Here is an 18908-nt window from a genome sequence, read left to right on the forward strand (position 1 = left end):
CGTTTTACCAGCACTGCCATTCTGAACGGAGTGAGAAACTTGGGTTGAACTCCAGAGGCTAAACCCAGATTCCTTACTCCGTTCGGAATAACAGTGCTGATGAGCTGCTTAACTACACCGCGTCGGAGAGGCTGGTGAAGGTGAAGTCGCGGATTTTCAGCGGGGGCACCAGGTTGCCGCCTACCCGTACGGGCTTGCCAATAGCTTCCAGATTGTTGAGCATGATAATCGGCGACTCGTTGAAGCGGAAGTTCTTCACCGGGTGCTTAATCTTGCCGTTCTCGATGTAGAAGGTTCCGTCCCGGGTCAGGCCGGTGTATAGCAGCGTCTGGGGGTCAACGGGGCGGATGTACCAGAGGCGCGTGACCAGGATGCCGCGCTGGGTGCCTTTGATGAGGTCGGCGGTGCTTTGGGTGCCGCCCTCCATAATCCAGCCGCCGGGGCGTGGAATGTCCGGAATACCGGCCTTTTGGGCCCAGTAGCGCGAGGTATAGAGGTTTTTTACTACCCCCTTCTCAATCCAGGTCATTTTCTGCTGGGGCCGACCGTCGCCGGAAAAGCCGAGGCCGGCAATTTCGGCGTTCATCGGGTCGGAGTAGATGGTTACCCGCTCGTCGAACAGCTTTTCGCCCTTGCGGTTGCCGCCGCCTTTTTTGCTCAGGAAGGAGCGGCCTTCGTCGGCGTTGCGGGCGTCGAGGGCACCCATCAGCGCCGCCAACAGGGAGGCATCGGTGTTGGCGACCAGGGCGGCGGGCTCCAGAATCACGGTGTATTTGCCGGGTTCCAGGGCCTGGGCGTTGCGCGAGCCGGCGGCTTTGTCGGCCGCAATTTGGGTGAGGCGGCGGGCGTCAAACTTGCTGGCGTCGTTGTAGTCGGCAGTGGCGTAGCCCGAGCCGGTACCGTCCGGAGTGCGCACCGTGATGCTGAACTCCAAACCCGATACCTGCTGGTAGGCTTCGAGGCCCTTGCTGTTGCGCTTGGCCACAAACCCGGCTGAGTCGTTGAGGAAGGCGGCTGAAGTCAGCTTTTTCTCGTCGCAGAGCTTCATGCTGGCGCCTACCTGGGTAGCACGGTAGTCAGGCGTGATGTCGGCGGTGCTTTTGGCGAAGCTGTTGGGCGAGGTCAGGTATTTCTGGGGACCGAGCAGGGGCATGTACTCGGGGCTTTCCGGGGCGAGGCGGGCAATTTCCTCAGCCCGCTGCACGCAGTTGCGCAGGGTAGCGTCGTCGAACTGGTTGCAGGTCGCTACCCCGAGCGTTTGCCGAAGCGCGACTCTACCGTCAGGGCCACGTTATCGATGCCGCCGCTGGTGCTGATGGCGTTGCGGGCCGAGCGCACGTTGCCGCCCGTTTGGCCGTTGAGCGTGGCTTCGCACTCGTCGGCTTTGCTGAAGCTCAGCACCTTTTTGAGGATGCCCTGGGCTTCGGTTTGGGAAAGAATGGCCATGTTATGTTGAGCTATTAGCTGTTGGCTAGTAGCTGCTAGCTATGGGCTGGGCTTCCGAACAGAAGCTAATAGCCTATAGCTAGCAGCTAAGAGCCATTGTGATTATCCGATTTTGCGGGCGGTGTTAATGACGTTCACGGCGTTGAAGCGGGTAGTAGCCGAGCCGTGGCTCACGGCCGACACCTGCGAGGGCTGGCCCTTGCCGTCGAAGAAGGAGCCAAACAGGCGGTAGTCCGATTCGTCGCAGATGGCGGCGCAGGAGTTCCAGAACTCTAGCGTGTTGGTCTGGTAGGCGACGTCCTCGAGCATGCCCGTGATTTTGCCTTTGTCGATGGCGTAGAACACCGTGCCGCCGAACTGGGAGTTGTAGCGCTGCTGGTCAATGGAGAAGGAGCCGCGGCCGGCAATGTAAATGCCCTTGTCCACGCCTGCAATCATCTGATCCACACTGAGTTTGGCGGTGCCGGGCTTGAGGCTGACGTTAGGCATACGCTGAAACTGCACCGTGCTCCAGGAGTCGGCGTAGCAGCAGCCATCCGACTCGTTTTGACCCACGATGTGGGCCTGGTCGCGAATTTTCTGGTAGTCCACCAGCTTGCCGTCCTTGATGAGGTTCCACTCCTTGGCCGGCACGCCTTCGTCATCGAAACCCACGGCGCCCAGGGAGCCGGGCTGGCGCTTATCGGCCACAATGTTCACCAGCTTGGAGCCGTAAGGCTGATTCTTGGCCCGCCAATCGAGGGTAGCGAAGGAGGTACCGGCGTAGTTGGCTTCGTAGCCCAGCACGCGGTCCAGCTCCAGCGGGTGCCCTACCGATTCGTGGATGGTCAGGCCCAGGTGATTAGGATCCAGCACCAGGTCGTACTTGCCCGGCGTTACGCTTTTGGCCGTGAGCTTTTCCTTGGCCTGCTTGGCGGCCAGCGTTGCGTCGGCTAGCATGTCGTAGCTGTACTTGTAGCCAATCAGGCCCGTGCCGGCGGGGCCGGCAATCTGGTCCTGAGCCTTGGGCTGCATGTACTCGTAGCCCATGCCCATGGGCGAACTGAGCGCCTCGCGGGAGCGGAACTTGCCCGACGCCCGGTCGATGGCCGTGACGCTGAAGTTCGGCCAGATGCGGTGCACATCCTGGTCGATGTAGGAGCCGTCGGTGCTGGCAAAGTACTTCTGCTCGTTGATCTGGAACAGGGCCGAATTCACGAAGCTCGCGCCGTTGTCGAGGGCCTTGGCGTTGGCGGCCAGCAGCAAGTCCACCTTGTCTTTGATCGGCACCTCGAAAGCGTTTACCTGAATCGGGGTTTTCCAGGCTACTTCGCCCTGTCCTTTCTGGGGGGCCAGCTTCACGGGCTCCTTCTGCACTTTGGAGTTGGCCTTGGCAATCTGCACGGCTAGTTGGGCGGCCTTAGCCATGCCGGCTTCGGTTACGGTGTTGGTGGCGGCAAAACCCCAGGTACCGTTGGCCAGCACCCGCACGCCCGCGCCGTAGCTTTCGCCGTTGGCAATGTTCTGGACCTGCTTTTCGCGGGTGAAGATGCTCTGGTTGAGGTAGCGCCCAATGCGCACATCAGCATAAGAAGCGCCGGCCGATTTGGCCGCGTTCAAGGCCGCGTCGGCCAGGCGCTTTTTGATAGCCGGATCTACCTGCTCCAGCAGGCGGGCAGGGTCTACCAGGTCGCCGCCCAGGCCCGGAATAGCGGGCAGGAACATGGCCCCGGTAGCGAGGCCGGTCAGCCCCACAAAGTCACGTCGTTTCAAGAAGGTAATGGTTTGGGTGATGGAGGAAGGAAATTCGAAGGAAGTTAAGGCCAAAGGCCCGCCAATTGCAACCAAACGACGCAATTGCCGTAGCGAGGCTGCATTATAGGCAAAGAACCTCGGAATCCGTTGCCAAATCCTTAATCAAGCAAGGCCAGCAGGTCGTGGGCAATCTGCTGCCAAGGCTGGGCCAGGTCCACCGTAACAATGCGGACGGGATGCCCCCAAGCGTGTAGCGCACATCCACGGCGTGGGCGGCGGCCGGATACAGCAGGACGCCTTCTAGCTGCTGCTCGGCAGGCCGGGGCTGGTTCTGAAGGTAGGCGTAGAGCTGGTAGAGGTGGGGCGAAATCAGCTTGTGCTGGTCGTAGCGGGGCTTAAGAGCGGCGGCGTAATACTTGGTGTCGAGGATGATTTTGCGCTGCTCGTTTTCCAGGGTAGTATCCGTGACCATGGCCGGCAGCAGGTGCAGGGCCTCGGCCGTTTCGGCTTCGGCCTGCCACTGAATCGTTTCGGAAAGCACCCGAAACTGGCGCTGCTCTAGCCGGTAAAAATTGCGCACAAACTGCTCAAAAAGCAGCGCCATCAGCCGCTCATCGCGCCGGAAGTCGCGGAAGCGGGTTGGGCCTTCGGCATCGGGAGTGGGTAGGGCGCTCTGCTGAATTAACTCGCACACGTTCAGTAGGAAACCTGCTAGCCCAGTGGGCCGCAGGCGGCGCACGGCCCGCAACGTAGCCGCGCTGGGCAGTTCGGGCAGCACCGCATCTGGGAAGCGGCGCATGGTCGCGCGTACTTGCTGGCGCAAAGCAGCGGGTAGGCTACGAGTACGACTCAGCTGCTGCAAAGTGCCGAGTACCAGTCGGGCCAGGGCTGTGTTCTGGTTTAGCTCATCTACGGTGCAAATGACCCGGCCGCGCGACAGTAGGTTTTGGCTTAGGGTGGGGCCAACTGCACCCGGCCGCGCAGTTCCGTCAGCTCCTCGGTGCGCTCCGTGTACGCCACCGGTAGGCCCCGGTGCACCAGCCGGCGCGTGCCCGTCAGCAAGACGTGAGTGAGCAGTTCCAGGGGCCGGTGGAAGGTGGTCGTGTTGATTGCCAGCAGTTCCTGCTGCTCCGGCAGCCGGTTCCAGGCGTAGCAGAGCAGGTAGTACAGGTTCTGGATGGGAATCATACAAAGAAACGTGTGTGAGGATAGGGCCTCCTAACATTATCATTCCGAGCAGGGCGAGGAATCTGGGTTAGCCAGTAATCATCCAGATAAACTCAGATTTCTCCTGTGTCGGAAGGACAAGTAGCATCTGCCTAGCACGGCTTACGCTAGCAGCTTTTTCTTTTGCTGGGCGGCCTTGGCTGGCTGGTCGAGCCAGTAATCATCCAGAAGAGGCGCAATTTCCTGTTCCAGAATCAATTGCAGCCACTCCGCAGCGGCGGCAGGCTCAGCGGGCGGTTGGCAGAAGTAGCTGTGCCCGATGCAGAAGTCTGGCCCAGGTCCGGGTCGTCGGTAATTACCTGATTGAGAGCGGCCAGGCGAGTGGTAAGCCGGTGGCTGACAGCAGCGGGTACGCCCTGGGCGGCCAGCAGCTCGCGCAGGGGGGCGCCAAACTCCGGCTCCAGACTCACGAAGGCAAAGCGCCGCCGCAGGGCGTAATCGAGTGGGGCCAGGCTGCGGTCAGCCAAGTTCATGGTGCCAATGAGAAAAACGTTGGCCGGCACGAAAAAGGGCGGGCTACCGGCCGGGGCGTAGGGTAGGCGCACGGCGTGGGCGGGGCCGCGCTTGTCGGCTTCCAGCAAGAGCAGCAGTTCCCCAAAAATACGCGCCACGTTGCCCCGGTTCAACTCGTCAATCAGCAGAAAATAAGGCCGCTCCGGGTCCTGGGCCGCTCGCTGGCAGAAATCCACCAAGATGCCATTCTGGAGCCGGAAAGTACCTGCGCCATCGGGCCGGAAACCTTGCACAAAGTCCTCGTAGCTGTAGCTGGGGTGAAACTGAACTAGCTCCACGCGGGCCGCGTCGGTAGCGCCTAGTTCCAGCCAGGCCAGCCGCCGGGCCAAATACGTTTTGCCCGTACCGGGCGGCCCCTGCAGAATCAGGTTGCGGCGGCGGCGCAGAGCTGCCAGGGTGGCAGCCAGCTTTTCCGCCGAGATAAACAGCTCCGCCAACGCCATTGCCTGGTCGTAGGGTTCTGGTGTGGAATGCTGGTAGGAGGCGGCTGGTTCCTGTACTTCGAACGCAGGTAGCGGGCCAGAGGCAGAAGCTGGTTCGGCCGGATATTTTTCGGTCGGAGCTACCTGCTTAATTCCCTTGGCTTTGGCAGGCGGCGTTTCGCGGGTAGCACCGGTGTAGAGTTCCTGCATTTGCTCTTGGGCGGCCACATCGCCATCCAGCAGGGGCGAGTTTTCGAGGGTAGGGCGCTTGGTGGCAATGGTAAAGTCGAGCTGTTCCAGCACGCGGTTGGTAGGCGCACCAGCCGGCAGGGGCCAGGGCGCATCGGGGCGGCCTAGTGCCAGCCGGAACGCCAGTTGGGCCACGGCCCGCGGCGCGTAGCGCTTGCCCATAAACACCAGGTCGTAGACGGTGCTCAGCGGCATGCGCGGACCATCCAGGTCCATCTGCTGAAGGGCCCGAATAACTTGGTCGCGGGTGAGGTGGGTAGGGTCGAGGTCGGGAGTCGGCATCCGGTTCTAAAGTACGGGCAAAACGTATTTGCCGCCGCGTTTGCTCCCGGAGGGTTGGTGAAATTGTGAAATGGTGAGTTGTCATAGCCAGGAGGTCCGACGCTATCCGTCGTGGCCACTGTACACCTCTCCAGATGTGATAAATCCTTAACGCTACCGTAAGTCAAGGGCTTGTCACTTTACTAGGTTTAGGGCACATGAGATGAAAGATGGCGTCGCTCTGCTCGCCATGACAACTCACTCACCAACTCACTATTTTACTATCTCACCTCCACCGTACGCTGAATGCCGAGCTTTTTCATGCGGGCTTCCAGGGTTTTGGGGTTGATGTCGAGGAGGACGGCGGCACCGTTGGGGCCGCTGACGCGGCCGCCCGTGCGGCGCAGGGCCGCCAGAATATGGTCGCGCTCCTGGTTTTTGAGGGTTTTGATGGGGCCGCCTGTTTCGGGAGTGGCTGGGGCTACTTGGGCAGCGGCGGAGAAGCCCGCAAACTCCAGAAACGGTCCCTGACTGACAATAACAGCCTGTTCTAGCACGTGCTCCAGCTCGCGCACGTTGCCGGGCCAGCCGTACTGGCGCAGGGCTTTCAGGTCCCGCTCGCGCAGGCCGCGCACAGGCTTACCCATCTGTTTGGTGAAGCGCTCCAGAAAGTAGCGCATCAGCGGCTCCACATCCTCGGGTCGCTCGCGCAGGGGCGGCAGCTTAATGGGAAACACGTTGAGGCGGTAGTACAAATCGGCGCGGAAACGGCCGGCGGCCACCTCGTCTTCCAGCACCCGGTTTGTGGCCGCAATTACCCGCACATCGGTCGGAATGACGCGGCGGCCACCAATACGCTCGAACTCTTTTTCCTGCAGCACCCGCAGCAGCTTGGCTTGCAGATCGAGGGGTAGCTCCCCTACCTCGTCCAGAAAAATCGTGCCTTTGTCAGCCAGCTCAAACTTACCGATGCGCCGGTCGTGGGCCCCGGTGAAGGCGCCTTTTTCGTGGCCAAATAGCTCACTTTCGATGAGCTGGGCGGGCAAGGCGGCGCAGTTGATTTTAATCAGGGCCCGCTCTTTGCGCGGCGACAGGTTATGCAGGGCTCGGGCCACCAGCTCCTTGCCAGTTCCGGTTTCGCCGGTAATGAGCACGGTGGTGTCAGTGGGAGCTACCTGGGCCAGACGGGTGTAAACTTGCTGCATCACGCCGCTGCCGCCCACAAAATCGTCGAGGCGGGCAGCGGCAGTGGTATTGATTTCGTCGATGAGGTAGGTCCGCTCCCGCTCCAGTTGGGTGCGCAGGGCGTCAATCTGCTCGAAGGCAAACACGTTCTGGACAGCCAGCCGAATCTGGGGCACCAGGGTCTGAATTAGCTCCAGAGTTTCCTCCGTGAAGGCCAGCGGCTGGTGGCTGGCCAGAATAAGGGCCGCCATTTGTTCGTCGCCCACATCTAGGGGCGCGCACAGAATAGAGCGGGTGCCGCGCTGCTCCCGAATGTAACGGAGCATGTCGTAGCGCTGGGCGAGGTCCTCAAAATCGGCCCCCACGTACACGCCGGGCCGCGAAAACAGCTCCACTACCGCCTGTTTGCTAGCTTCCGACTTTGGCAAATCATCGTAGCGGTTCTCGGCGAGGGCCAGAAAGGTGCCATCGGGCTGCTTGTTGAACTCAGCAAAGGCGCGCACCGGGGAGCGGGACTCCCGCACCCGCACACCGAAGTAGTCGTGCGGCACTACCCGGTTGATTTCGGTGGCAATAGTTCGGAAAAGCTCCTCGCGCTCCTTGATGCTCAGCAGGGCATTGTTGAGGGCCAGCTGCATGGTTTTTTCCTGCTCCCGGCGGGCAATGTCCTCGAACGCCAGCGTATTGGTTACGGCCACCGCTACCAGACTACCAATTTTTTCCAGCAGATCCGCGTCTAATTCTGACAATTCGGGCCGCCGCCGGGCCACCAACGACAGCAGGCCAATCAGCTGCCCGCTGGTACGTAGGGGCACCACCGTGATGTAGCGCATGCCCCGTTCCAGTAGGTTGCGGAAGGGAGAAAATTCGCCGTGCTCCGCCATAAATTCCTGCAAATCATACTGGTGCAGGCGGGGTTGACGCAGAAAAAGCGCAATGGGCGTGCCCTCTACCGATGTACGAGTTGGTTGGTGCGCATGCACATCGGGCAGCAGCACTTCGCCTAGGTAGTCGCGCAGAAAAATCCGGCGGTACTGGTGTTCTGCGTCCAGGGTCAGAATAGTAATGGCGTCGAAGGGAAAAATCAGCCGTAGCTTCTCCGTTACGCTCCGAAACAGGTCTTCCTTGTTGCGCGTGGTAGCAATGGCATCATTCAGATACAGAAGAAGCGAATCATCTTGGTCAGGCATGGCAAAGCGGCGAATGGAGGTAATGCGCGCAACTATTCCTTAAATTTCAGGAAATATACATAGGATATCCTGATATATAAGGAAATCAGGTCAAGCTTTAATAAGTTAACTAGGTAGCTACATAAAATTATTTTGTGACTCTACTGATTGGAATCAGTGTTTTTGAGCCAGATTAAAATGGTTTTAACGGGTTGGCACGTAGTTGGGTAACAGGCGGACATCCATACGCTGTTTCAGATATGCTTTTCCGACCTCAATACGCTGCCCCATTTTTAGCTACCCTCGGGTTGCTGGTGGGTAGTGCGGCACACGCACAGGTGCCGCTATCCGCAGCAACTCCTAGTGATTCTCTGTCGCTGGAAACTACCGTGCGTTCGGTGCTTGATGCTAACCCGCCATTAATGCCCTGCAGGAAGAAGTAAACCAGGCCCAAAGTCGCCTCGATGAGAGCCGTACCTACCTGCGGCCCGTGGTAGATGGTACCGTCAGCTACACCCGCGTTGATCCGCAGGTGAAGTTGCAGCTAAACCCCGATGAGCCCGGTTTTCAGCTGGCCCCCAATAACAACTACGACGGGCACGTAACGGCCCGGTACACGGTGCTGGACTTTGGGCGCGCCAACGCAGCCATTGAAGCGGCCCGGAGCCGGACGCTCACGGCCGCCGACCAAATCAACGTTACACGCCGCGACTTGGCCTTTGCCGCCGCCCAGAGCTACTACAGCATTCTGTTCGCCCGTGAAGCCATTCGGGTGCAGGACGCCCAAATTGCTTCCCTGCGCCAGCACCAGCGCGAAATGGAGAAGCGGGTGCAAGGTGGGGTAAGCACCAACTTCGACGTGACAACCACGCAGGTGCGCATTGCCCAGGCTCAGGACCGCCGCATCGACTTGCAAAACCAGTTGCGCAACCAGGAAATTCAGCTGGCCCGCCTGCTGCACCGCCCCGAGTCGGCGGTAACGCCGGTGCGCGGCCGTTTTGAGTACAACCCGCAACCCGTGAACGTAGAGGACGCGCTGGCCAAAGGCGCAGAGAACCGGCCCGAAGTAAAGCTGGCTAAGGACGCCGAGCAAACTGCTTCCGCCCAGTTGCGCGTGGCCGAAACTAGCAACAAGCCCAGCCTCACGGTGCTAGCTCAGGCCGGAGGGAAAAACGGCTACATCGTGCCCAACCTGGAGCGCGTGCGTTTTAACACGGTAGCCGGCGCCCAGCTTTCCATCCCGATTTACGACGGCGACCGGAACCGCTACCAGCGGGCAGTCGCGCAATCGGCCATCAAAGGCGCCCAGGCTCGCACCCAAGACACCCAGGAGCAAGTGCGCGCCGATGTGCTGCAGGCTGTGAACAACATGCAAACCAGCACCGCCCGCTACGACAACTCCCAAGTCCAGATCGGGCAGGCCGCTGACGCCCTAACCCGCGCCAAAGCCCGCTACCGCTACGGAGTAGGCAGCAACCTGGATGTACTGGACGCGGAAACGCAGCTGGCTCAGTCGCGCCTCTCGCGCCTGCAAGCCATCTACAACTACACCCTTGGCCAGTACCAGCTGCGCCGCGCCACCGGCGAGCAGATTTGGTAGCGGTGAAATTGTGAGATGGTGAAATAGTGAGTTGCCGTTCAGCTTCTCCTGTTCGCGCCATTAACGCATCAAACTCACCATTTCACTATTTCACCACCTCACTATATGACCATCCTCTGTCCGGTTGATTTTTCGGCTGCTACTGCTGCGGTGGTGAAGTACTCGGCGGCGCTGGCGGCGGGTACGGGGGCTGAGCTGCGGCTTTTGCACGTGCTGGAGCCGCAGCCCAGCCCTACCGCTGGTGGGGGGCATGACGTGGCGCTGGCTCGCCAGTTGGCTTTGTGCCGGGAAGCTGCTCAGGCAGCTGGCGCTCAAGTAACTACCGTTGTTCTGCGCGGTGAAGCCGCCCGCGAAATCGTGGAAGAAGCGCGCCGCCATCCGGCCGACATCATTGTTATCGGAGCGCACGGCCAAACGGGGCTTACCCGCTTTCTGATGGGTAGCACCGCCGAAACCGTGGTGCGAACTGCCTCCTGCGTGACGCTGCTGGTAAAGCCCGGCTGCCCCACCGCCTACCGCCAATCGGCCTAGTACCCTGAACGTCCTCGTTCACTGAACGCCGGACCTCCCTTCCTACCATCTGACAACGAACAACCAAGTACCCATATGGCAACTCCCGTTCAACACGATTCGGCCGTAGCGCCTACCCAACCCGCGGCTCATGAGCCGGTAGTAGACGAGCAGCCCGAAGGCCGCTCCAAGCGCCCAATTATCTTTATCATCCTGGCTTTGGTACTGCTGGTGGGCGGCTATTTCGGCTGGCAGCGGTACCAGTTCGGCCAAACCCACGAGGAAACCGACGACGCCCAAGTAGAAGGCGACGTGTACCCAATTCTGCCCGCGTCTCGGGTCCGGTGCTCGAAGTGAAAGTTGAGGACAACCAGCCCGTGAAGAAAGGCGACGTGCTTGTAACCGTTGACCCCGCCGACTACCAGCAGCGCGTAAATGCCGCCGAAGCTGCTCTGGCAGCGGCCCAGGCCAATGTAGTAGCCGCGCGCGCCGGGGTAGGTACGGCCACGGCCAACGTCAGCACCGCCCAAACGACCATTGGGGTAAGCGAGGCCAACCGGGCCCGCCTGCAGAAAGATCTGAAGCGCAGTGAGTTTCTGCGCAAGGAAGACATCATCCCGCAAAGCGAGTACGACGCCGTGCAGGCCAACCTGAAGTCGACGACGGCCCAGCGGGCTACGGCTGAGCAGCAGGTGCGCGTGGCCCAGCAGCAGGTAACGGCCGCTCGCCAGCAGGTAGCCGTGGCCGAAGCCGTAGTAAAGCAGCGCCAGGCTGATCTGGACAATGCGCGTCTGCAGCTGAGCTATACCACCATTACGGCCCCCGGCAACGGCATTGTGAGCAAAAAGAACGTGCAGCCCGGCCAGGTAGTAAGCCCCAACCAGCAGCTTATGGGCCTGGTAGCCAGCGGCAACACCTGGGTTATTGCCAACTTCAAGGAAACCCAGCTCGAGAACATGCGCGTGGGCCAGCCCGTGAGCGTAGAAGTGGACGCCTACCCCAACGAGGAATTTTCGGGTCACATCGAGTCGCTCTCGGCCGCTACCGGCGCCCGCTTTGCCCTCTTGCCGCCCGATAACGCCAGCGGCAACTTCGTGAAAGTAACCCAGCGCGTACCCGTTAAAATCGTCCTCGACAAAGCAGACCCCGAACACCCCCTGCGCGCCGGCATGAGCGTGGTAGCGACTGTTAAGGTGAAATAGGTTTAGGGTAGCGGGGTATGAGGGTGTGAGGGTAGGCGTTTTCTTCTCTTGTGAATTCGTTGTGTCCTTCGTATGCCTTCCCTATTCGCCAGCACATTACGCCTTGCCTGTCTTCTGTCGCCTTTCCCGGACCGTTTTTTCTGCTTTTCCGAGTACAAACATGATAGCCCGTGCTTCGGTCAGGAGGTCATCCAGCTTGCCGGCAGGTAATACGCCACCCTCATTTAAAAGCTCCAGCCACAGCACCGTCTCATCCGCTTCTTCTAGGGCAATGTGCAGCTTGGCATTGAATTCTCGTTCGGAGCGTGCTCGGCAAGCGGCCCGGTAATTAGCGGCCACCGAAGTGCCCGACCGCAAGAGCTGCATGCCGGCAACGCGGCAGGAAGGCTCAGTGGTTAGTCGGTCTACTAATTTCATAACCCGTAGCGCAAACGCCTTTGTGCGCTGCCGAAACTCCTCGGCGAAATCAAAGTTCGACACACTGTTCGGCATAGTAAGTAGGAATTGCTTCTTCAAAGAAAACAACTCTTGCCCGCTCAGCCTCATACCCTCATACCCTATACAAAGAGTGGAAACCGGATTTACCAAGTGGATCATCGTCATTACGGTGGTGATGTGCTGCTTGCTGGAGCTCATTGATACCAGCATTGTAAACGTGGCCCTAACCCAGATGATGGGCAACCTCTCGGCCACGCAGCAGGAAGTAAGCTGGGTGGTGGCCTCCTACGGCATTGCCAACGTAATTGTCATTCCGATGACGGGCTTTCTGGCCGAGCAGTTCGGCCGCAAAAACTACTACCTGTTCTCCGTGATTCTGTTCACCATTGCCTCCATGCTCTGCGGGCAAAGCACCAACATTTGGGAGCTGGTGGCGTTTCGCTTTATTCAGGGCATTGGTGGCGGCGCCCTCATGGCTACTTCCCAGGCTATTCTCATTGACACTTTTCCGCCCAAGCAGCTACCCCTGGGCAGGCCCTGTTCGGCATGGGCGTCATCATTGGTCCTACCATTGGTCCTACCCTGGGCGGCTTTATTGTGGATAACTACGACTGGCCCTGGATTTTCTACGTGAACGTGCCGGTGGGTATTCTCGCCTCTATTTTCACGGTGCTGTTTATCCGCGACCCGGAGCGCATCAGAAACGCCATTCCGCGGCCCCTGCGCGAAATCGACTGGGCGGGTATCTTCCTGCTGATTCTGGGGTAGGCTCCTTGCAACTGGTGCTGGAACAGGGCGAAACTGAGGACTGGTTCGAGAGCCTGTACATCAACTTCTTTACCCTGATGGCCGTGGTTGGGATGGTGGGCTTTATCTGGCGTGAGCTGACGGCCCGGCAGCCCATTGTAGACCTACGGGTGCTCACGCGCAGCCGCAACCTGGCAATCGGAGCGTTTCTGTCGTTTATTCTGGGGTTCGGGCTCTTTGCTTCGGTGTTCGTATTTCCGATTTTCTGCCAGCGCATTCTGGGTTTCACGGCGGAGCAGACGGGCTACCTATTGCTGCCGGGGCTTTGCTTTCGGGCTTTATGATGCCGGTAGTGGGCAAGATGATTCAGGGCGGCGTCCCGCAGAAATACATTCTGCCCGTCGGCTTCACGGTCTTCTTCGTTTTCTCTTACTGGATGAGCACCCAGATTTCACCCACGGCCGGTGAGAGTGACTTCTTTTGGCCACTTATTCTGCGCGGGTTTGGGCTGGCCTTGCTGTTTCTGCCCATCACCACCATGTCGCTGTCGGGTATCAGTGGCAAGGATGCCGGGCAGGCCGCGGGCCTCACCGGCATGATTCGCCAGCTCGGCGGCTCGTTTGGGGTAGCGCTGGTCGGCACGTATTTGGAGCGCTCCATTGCCCAGAACCGAGAGGGTATTTCCTCCAACGTTTCCCTTTATGACCCCGAAACTCAGCAGCGCTTGCAGGGCCTCACGGCCAGCTTCATGAGCAAAGGCGCCAGCTTCATCGATGCCCAACAACAGGCCTACGCGGCCCTGGGCGGTATGATTATGAAGCAGACCTCCATCATCACCTACGCCCAAACCTTCCTGATGATTGGTGCCTTCTTCCTGCTGTGCCTACCCCTAATTCTGCTGGTGCAGCGCCCCAAGCCAGGAGAGAAAGTAGACCTGAACGCGGCCCACTAAATACCGCACGCCAAACACCATGCAAAAGCCGGTCCCAGCGGGACCGGCTTTTTTACGTGAGGTGTTTAAGGGTGTATGATTATGATGAGAGAGGTGGAAAGCATGTTGGTACAATTTTTCTCTTTTTGGGAAATATTTCTACCCGGCTATTGCATTCATTGGCGGGGTTTTGACGCTCACTTGTCTAAAATAGAGACAGCTACTTAGGATGCTGGTTGCTAAACGGGTGAACACCCGCCACCTTAGCATCACGTTCTTCTGACGAGTATCTGAATCAGGGAATTAGACAACTTATGGCTCTCCCTTTTCTCAACCGTTTGCAGGAGTTAGTAAAGCCCGGACCCGCGCCGGGCGAGTCGGGGCAGCAAGCCAAAGCCAAAGCTCGGCTGGAGGCAATCCGGGCGGCCCTGCCGGAACTGTTGGCCGTAGCCGTCATCGACATTGACAGTGGGCAGGCACTGGCAGCTCATAGCAATTCGCCGAAGCTAGCGCCCGCTAAAGCGGCAGCCCATAACGCTGAGGTGGTACGCCAAAAGCGCCGGGCTATTCAGGCATTGGCCCTCCCCGACGAGAAAATCGAGGACATCCTCATCACGCTAAGGGAGCAGCTACACCTGCTGCGCGTTACCCACGACGAACGGCACCTCTTATATCTGGTCGTTAGTCCACAAGACACTAACCTGGCCATTGCCCGCGACGTGCTGCGCACGCACAGCCACTAGCCTACGCTACGCACCTCTTTCACTTCCTAAGTCTTCATTTCAACCCCGTTACCACACTTTTTTCATGGCGTACTCTACTAATAATGCCGCCGGCCAGGCCGTCCAGAACATCATCAATGATTTGCCTCAACTGCTAGCCGTTGCCATCGTCGACGTGCAGTCGGGCATGTCGCTGGCTTCCCACTCTAACTCTGCCTCGCTGAACCCCGAAACGGCCGCCGCTTACAACACCGAGGTTGTGCGTCAGAAGCAGAAGGCCATGACGGCCCTGAAGCTGCAGGGTGAAAGCATTGATGATATCCTTATCACGCTCACCAACCAGATTCACCTCATCAACCTGGCCGAAGGCGGTAAGAAGTTTATCTACCTGGCCGTGAACTCCCGCGACACCAACTTGGCTATTGCCCGCGACGTGCTGCGCCAGCAGGCCGAACTGCTCAAATAAGGTAGCCGGCGACGCGGTAGCGACGGCCAGTTTGAGGTGGCTGAACGGCGTTTTCTGGGTTCTTCACTATTGTAGACAGGCGTTCAAACAACGCGAGAACCAGATACAGTCGTTCGCCCACAAACCAGCTTCGGACTACCCGGGCAAGTGCTGTGTATTACAAGTTATTCACCCTTAAAAACCAGCAGAGCATGAAATTAACCTCTTCTCCTTTTCATCCTGAAACGGGTGAATTATTGCCCGTGTACCGCGACGCCTACCTGCGCGGCGATTTGTCAAGCGAAAACATTGCGGCGGTAGATAAGTACCTGAAACGCAACCACCAACTGGCCGACAACACCCTGGTGCGCTTTCATGAAATGAAGCAAGACGGCGAGCAAGTACGGCCCGTGGGCTGGGTGCAGCGTCAGTTTGACTTGATTCGGACGGAGCCCCAGCGTTTTCGGCGGCGCGCGGCTACACTGGTGGCCGGTGCCGGTCTGCTGGCGGGCGTTTCTATGGCGGCTACCAACTTGCCCGCCACTGGCACTACCCCCACCGAAGCTGCCCTTAGCGAGGCTGCAGTAGCAGAGGCCAGCAGCATAGCCAACATGCGAATGGTAACGGTGCACGGCCGCATTCTGGATGAAAATGGCCGCCCCTTGGTGGGAGCCACGGTGCTCGATAAAGCTACCGGCCGCGGTACCGGCACCGATGCCCAGGGTAACTACGCGTTGCGCCTACCAGCCAGCCAAGCTACCAAGCTGCAATATGGCTACGGCGGCTACGCCGACGAGGAGCTTTCCCTGCGGGGCAGCTACACCCAGAACGTAACGCTGGTGCCGCGCGAGCCAGAAATGGCCGCCGCTGCCCCACCAAACGGCACCGGTGGTTGTTTTTCTAAGCCGCCAGCTAGGCTAGTAACCCATGGGTTGCGCAATCAGCCAGCATAAAAAACCCCTCCACGGTACCGTGGAGGGGTTTTTTATGCTGGCTGATTGCTGGTTAGACTATTGATATTGGATGTAGAGGGGCTTGGGCGTTAGCTCGGACAGCACCTCTTTGGGAGTCATGATGTGGTGGGGCTTGGGCCGGGCATCGTACTCGTAGAACAGCTTAAAGCCCGTGTACTGCACCGGCTCGGTCTGGATGTAATCGTGGTAGGAGTCCTTCTTTAGGGTTGGCTCGCCGTGACCGTCCATGTGCATTACAATCTGCACGCGCGGGTCCAGCTTGATGTTCTTGTAATTGGTAATCATCTTCCGGGTGAAGCGGTGCACCGTCAGTACTTTGGGCGGCAGCTTATTTTCGCTCACAATGCGGGCCAGGAAGTTTACCGTGAAGTTCACGTCCTTGGCATCAAGAGTGCCAATTTTCTGGTTGGGCCGCACCCCGGGCATAGTGGCCAGCGAAAATTCAGGGTCGATGCCCAAGTGCACGATGGGGTCTTTCAAGTACTGCTCCAGCTTGGGCAACTCGGCCTCCAGGGTGCTGTGACCCGGCTGCACGTCCAGAAACAGGATGCAGTTGTGCTCCTTGGCCCAGCTGAGCACTTCCTCAATGGTAGCCTTGGAGTTCATCAGGCGCCACTTACCATCCTTGCCGGGCGTGCCCTGGGCCGTGATGGTTACGTTGTGCAAAGCGGCCTGCACCGGAATCGATGGATCGGCTTCTTGCCACTCCTTCAGCACGCCCGCAAACTTGCGGAACATCTGCTCCTTAGGCTCCCGACCCAGAATACCCATGCCCTTCGAGCGGATATTACCATAGAAAGCCACAATGCGGTGACCGGGCAGAATGGCGCCGGGCAGCTGGCCGTTTTTCTTGGCAATGGAGTCCGCCTTAAGCGAGTCGCGCTGCATGGCGGCCCGTTTCAGCGCGACGGTGTCCACTACCACGGGCTTGGCCGAGTCGGCGGCGGTGGAGGGAGTTTCCGCGTCGGTGCCGGAGCGGGAGCCGCAGCCAGACAAGGTAGTGAGGGTAAAGGCGAGGCCCAGGGAAGCCAGCGCGGGGGCCGTCAGGCGGGTGAAGGTCCGGAAATAAGACACTGAAGGAAAACGAATTGAAGGCGAAGACAGCCTCTAAGGTAGCGGGTTTCCGGCTGAAAAGTGGAATATATACTTCTGGTAGGTGGTCTTCAACTAGTATTTAATAGGGTTTTAATGGGAAGCAACGCCGCCTCCCGGTTTCAGGGCTTGGCAACGCCTGAAGCCGGAAGGCGGGCCTGAGGTACCTTGGCTTTAGGGGTAAAGGTAATAGGAACAGTATATAACACAGCCACGGCCTTACCATCCTGACGGCCAGGCTGCCATCTGCCTGGTAGGTTACGTACGGCGTTCAGCGCTACTTCATTCAAGGCCTGTGCCGCGGGCGTAGTAAGGGTAGCTACCATCTGCTCGCCATCTGCGCCGAAGTCCTTAACCTGGCCTTGAATTGCTTCCCGGATGTGAATATTCTGTAGGGAGCCATCGGCGGCTACTATAAATGTTATAAACACTCGGCCACCTAACTTTTCTGCCTTCGCCACGGCGGGGTATTGGGCTAGCTTCCCAATATCAGCCAGCAATTGCTTTGAACCTCCAGCATACTCTGGCATCTGCTCAACATAGGTGTAGGCGGGTGGCAGCGGTGGGGCCGGAGCTTCCTCAGCGAGCGGCGACGGTGGCGGTGCCGGCATATTGTCTTGGGCGGCGGTGGCCGGATTGGCTGGAGACGTGGCTTTTTCGCAGGCAACGGTTAGCAGCAGTACCGCCCCCAGGGCAGGGCCAGCCACTGCTTCCAGCGCCGAATAGGAGATTGAGAGGTAAGCATACGGATGCGGGTAAGGGTGAGAGATTGAGTGAAGGAATGGGTAAGCGGTAACGTAGGGTGGAACTGGCGCAGGGCCAGGCGCGCCAGTAGCGCCGCGTACAGCTCGGCGGCGGCCGTAGGTGTGGCCTCGGCAGAAGGGGCTAGCGCGGCTGAGTCGGCCAGAAATTCGTGGGTAGTTTCCAGAGCCCGGGGTACAAGTGCACGAAGGGCAGAGCCAGAGCAGGGCCCGCGCCACCTCCAGCAGCAGCCGCTGCCGGGTGTGCCGCTGCTGCACGTGCGCTACCTCATGGGCCAGCACGACTTCCGCCTCGGCGGACGTGAGCGAAGCAGTTTCATCCCAGAACACCCAGCGCCCGAAAGAGCTAACTGGCCGCTGCCCACCCGTAAGCAACAGGATGTAATCGGGGCGTTTCTGCCGCGGCCAGCGGCGGGTAGTTAGCCACAACTGCAGCACCTGCAGGCCAAGCCGGACTAGCAGCCCCAGAGTTACCAGCAGATAGAGCAAGGGCAACCAAGCCAGCAAGTACGCATCCGAAAGCTCGGGCCGGGTGCCGGTAGCGGTGATGCGTACGGTGGGTAGCAGGCCGCCAGCCAGAAGGGAGCTGCCTGCTAAAACTCCCCAGCGCGGGAGTAACCCCGTGAGTGCCGGGGCCGCAACTTCCAGCAGCACGGGCAGCGCCAGCACTAGCCAGGGAGTTAGCAGCAAAAACCGGCGGTTATAGTGGAAGCACCGCTCCCGGCGCAGGGCGAGGTAGTAAAAGGCCCACCCTGCACCCAAGGCCAGCGTGCTTTGCACCAGCCAGTTAAGCAGGCCGGTTGGGGTCGTCGGGAGTAGGAGGGTCAGCATCGGGCGGCGGGGTAGCAGAAGATGACTGGGCATGACGGAGCAGCTCGTCGAGCTGCTGGGTATCGAGGTTTTCTTCTTTGGCGAAAAAGGAAACCAGCCGGGTAAACGACCCGCCGAAGTACCCGCCCAGCAGCTTGCGCAGGGAAAAGCGGCGGTACTCGTCTTGGGCAATGAGGGGTAGTAGCGGTGGGTGCGCCCAAAGGCTTCGTGGCCCACAAAGCCCTTTTGCTCCAGAATGCGGATGATGGTGGAAACGGTAGTGTAGGCCGGGGTAGGGGCGGGCAACTCCGGCACCACGTCCTTCACGAAAGAAGGGCCGCGCAGCCACAGTACCTGCATTACCTGTTCTTCGGCGCGGGTAAGCTCCGGAAAAGATGGGTCAGACATAGAGAAGGTGCTAGTGTGATTCTAATGTATGACTATATTTTTAGTTTTACAACTAATTATTT

At 59.3% G+C, this 18908-nt stretch carries 17 protein-coding genes and 3 pseudogenes; 10 read left to right on the top strand and 10 right to left on the bottom strand.

Going from position 1 to position 18908, the window contains the following annotated elements; all coding sequences use genetic code 11:
• Positions 1–112: 112 nt before the first annotated feature.
• From MUN84_RS13090 to MUN84_RS13115, 6 genes and pseudogenes are all read right to left on the bottom strand, one after another.
• A pseudogene (locus MUN84_RS13090) lies at positions 113–1446 on the bottom strand (TldD/PmbA family protein).
• A gap of 102 nt (positions 1447–1548) precedes the next feature.
• Positions 1549–3198 (bottom strand): TldD/PmbA family protein, encoded by a 1650-nt coding sequence (locus MUN84_RS13095; protein WP_244694490.1) that lies wholly within the window; start codon positions 3196–3198, stop codon positions 1549–1551.
• A 103-nt stretch (positions 3199–3301) separates the two neighbouring features.
• Entirely contained in the window at positions 3302–4120 is an 819-nt protein-coding gene (locus MUN84_RS13100; RefSeq protein ID WP_244698876.1) for a 5-methylcytosine restriction system specificity protein McrC, read from the bottom strand.
• A gap of 11 nt (positions 4121–4131) precedes the next feature.
• Positions 4132–4368 (bottom strand): hypothetical protein, encoded by a 237-nt coding sequence (locus tag MUN84_RS13105; RefSeq protein WP_244699107.1) that lies wholly within the window; start codon positions 4366–4368, stop codon positions 4132–4134.
• A gap of 233 nt (positions 4369–4601) precedes the next feature.
• Positions 4602–5873 (bottom strand): McrB family protein, encoded by a 1272-nt coding sequence (locus MUN84_RS13110; protein WP_244694491.1) that lies wholly within the window; start codon positions 5871–5873, stop codon positions 4602–4604.
• 260 nt (positions 5874–6133) lie between these two features.
• A complete protein-coding gene (locus MUN84_RS13115; RefSeq protein WP_244694492.1) occupies positions 6134–8227 on the bottom strand; it encodes a sigma 54-interacting transcriptional regulator in 2094 nt (697 codons plus the stop codon).
• 397 nt (positions 8228–8624) lie between these two features.
• Here MUN84_RS13115 and MUN84_RS13120 point away from each other — a divergent pair, with 397 nt between their 5' ends.
• The 4 genes from MUN84_RS13120 (at position 8625) to MUN84_RS13135 (ending at position 11518) form a co-directional block, all read left to right on the top strand.
• Positions 8625–9806, top strand: coding sequence for a TolC family protein (locus MUN84_RS13120; RefSeq protein WP_317239216.1), 1182 nt, complete (start codon positions 8625–8627; stop codon positions 9804–9806).
• Between the two features lie 105 nt (positions 9807–9911).
• Positions 9912–10337: a universal stress protein gene (locus MUN84_RS13125; protein WP_244694493.1), complete on the top strand. Its 426-nt coding sequence runs from the start codon at positions 9912–9914 to the stop codon at positions 10335–10337.
• Positions 10338–10412: 75 nt separating this feature from the next.
• A complete protein-coding gene (locus MUN84_RS13130) occupies positions 10413–10673 on the top strand; it encodes a hypothetical protein (RefSeq protein WP_244694494.1) in 261 nt (86 codons plus the stop codon).
• Entirely contained in the window at positions 10661–11518 is an 858-nt protein-coding gene (locus MUN84_RS13135; protein WP_244694495.1) for an HlyD family secretion protein, read from the top strand. Before MUN84_RS13130 ends, MUN84_RS13135 begins: the two co-directional genes overlap by 13 nt.
• A 96-nt stretch (positions 11519–11614) precedes the next feature.
• On the opposite strand, the gene MUN84_RS13140 is transcribed toward MUN84_RS13135, so the two are convergent.
• Positions 11615–12034, bottom strand: a complete 420-nt coding sequence (locus tag MUN84_RS13140) for a four helix bundle protein (protein ID WP_244694496.1) — start codon at positions 12032–12034, stop codon at positions 11615–11617.
• Between the two features lie 157 nt (positions 12035–12191).
• Here MUN84_RS13140 and MUN84_RS13145 point away from each other — a divergent pair.
• The 6 genes and pseudogenes from MUN84_RS13145 to MUN84_RS13170 all read left to right on the top strand — a co-directional run bounded on the left by MUN84_RS13145 (position 12192) and on the right by MUN84_RS13170 (position 15754).
• Positions 12192–12724: pseudogene (locus tag MUN84_RS13145) on the top strand (MFS transporter).
• Between the two features lie 14 nt (positions 12725–12738).
• Complete coding sequence (locus MUN84_RS13150) at positions 12739–13047, top strand: hypothetical protein (RefSeq protein WP_244694497.1); 309 nt, start codon at positions 12739–12741, stop codon at positions 13045–13047.
• A complete protein-coding gene (locus tag MUN84_RS13155) occupies positions 13029–13655 on the top strand; it encodes a hypothetical protein (protein ID WP_244694498.1) in 627 nt (208 codons plus the stop codon). The genes MUN84_RS13150 and MUN84_RS13155 overlap by 19 nt, the downstream gene beginning before the upstream one ends.
• Before the next feature lie 293 nt (positions 13656–13948).
• Positions 13949–14377 carry a hypothetical protein gene (locus MUN84_RS13160; protein WP_244694499.1) on the top strand — a complete coding sequence of 143 codons (429 nt, stop codon included), beginning with the start codon at positions 13949–13951 and terminating at the stop codon, positions 14375–14377.
• 64 nt (positions 14378–14441) lie between these two features.
• Positions 14442–14822 (top strand): hypothetical protein, encoded by a 381-nt coding sequence (locus MUN84_RS13165; RefSeq protein ID WP_244694500.1) that lies wholly within the window; start codon positions 14442–14444, stop codon positions 14820–14822.
• Between the two features lie 191 nt (positions 14823–15013).
• A complete protein-coding gene (locus MUN84_RS13170; protein WP_244694501.1) occupies positions 15014–15754 on the top strand; it encodes a carboxypeptidase-like regulatory domain-containing protein in 741 nt (246 codons plus the stop codon).
• 57 nt (positions 15755–15811) lie between these two features.
• On the opposite strand, the gene MUN84_RS13175 is transcribed toward MUN84_RS13170, so the two are convergent.
• From MUN84_RS13175 to MUN84_RS13185, 3 genes and pseudogenes are all read right to left on the bottom strand, one after another.
• Positions 15812–16849 carry a hypothetical protein gene (locus MUN84_RS13175; protein ID WP_244694502.1) on the bottom strand — a complete coding sequence of 346 codons (1038 nt, stop codon included), beginning with the start codon at positions 16847–16849 and terminating at the stop codon, positions 15812–15814.
• Between the two features lie 140 nt (positions 16850–16989).
• Positions 16990–18492: a M56 family metallopeptidase gene (locus MUN84_RS13180; protein ID WP_317238933.1), complete on the bottom strand. Its 1503-nt coding sequence runs from the start codon at positions 18490–18492 to the stop codon at positions 16990–16992.
• Positions 18416–18846 (bottom strand): annotated as a pseudogene (locus MUN84_RS13185) (BlaI/MecI/CopY family transcriptional regulator). The gene MUN84_RS13180 and the pseudogene MUN84_RS13185 overlap by 77 nt, the downstream one beginning before the upstream one ends.
• Positions 18847–18908 lie beyond the last annotated feature (62 nt).

This window comes from Hymenobacter sp. 5516J-16 (assembly GCF_022919335.1).
In the GTDB taxonomy this organism is placed as follows: Bacteria; Bacteroidota; Bacteroidia; order Cytophagales; family Hymenobacteraceae; genus Hymenobacter; species Hymenobacter sublimis.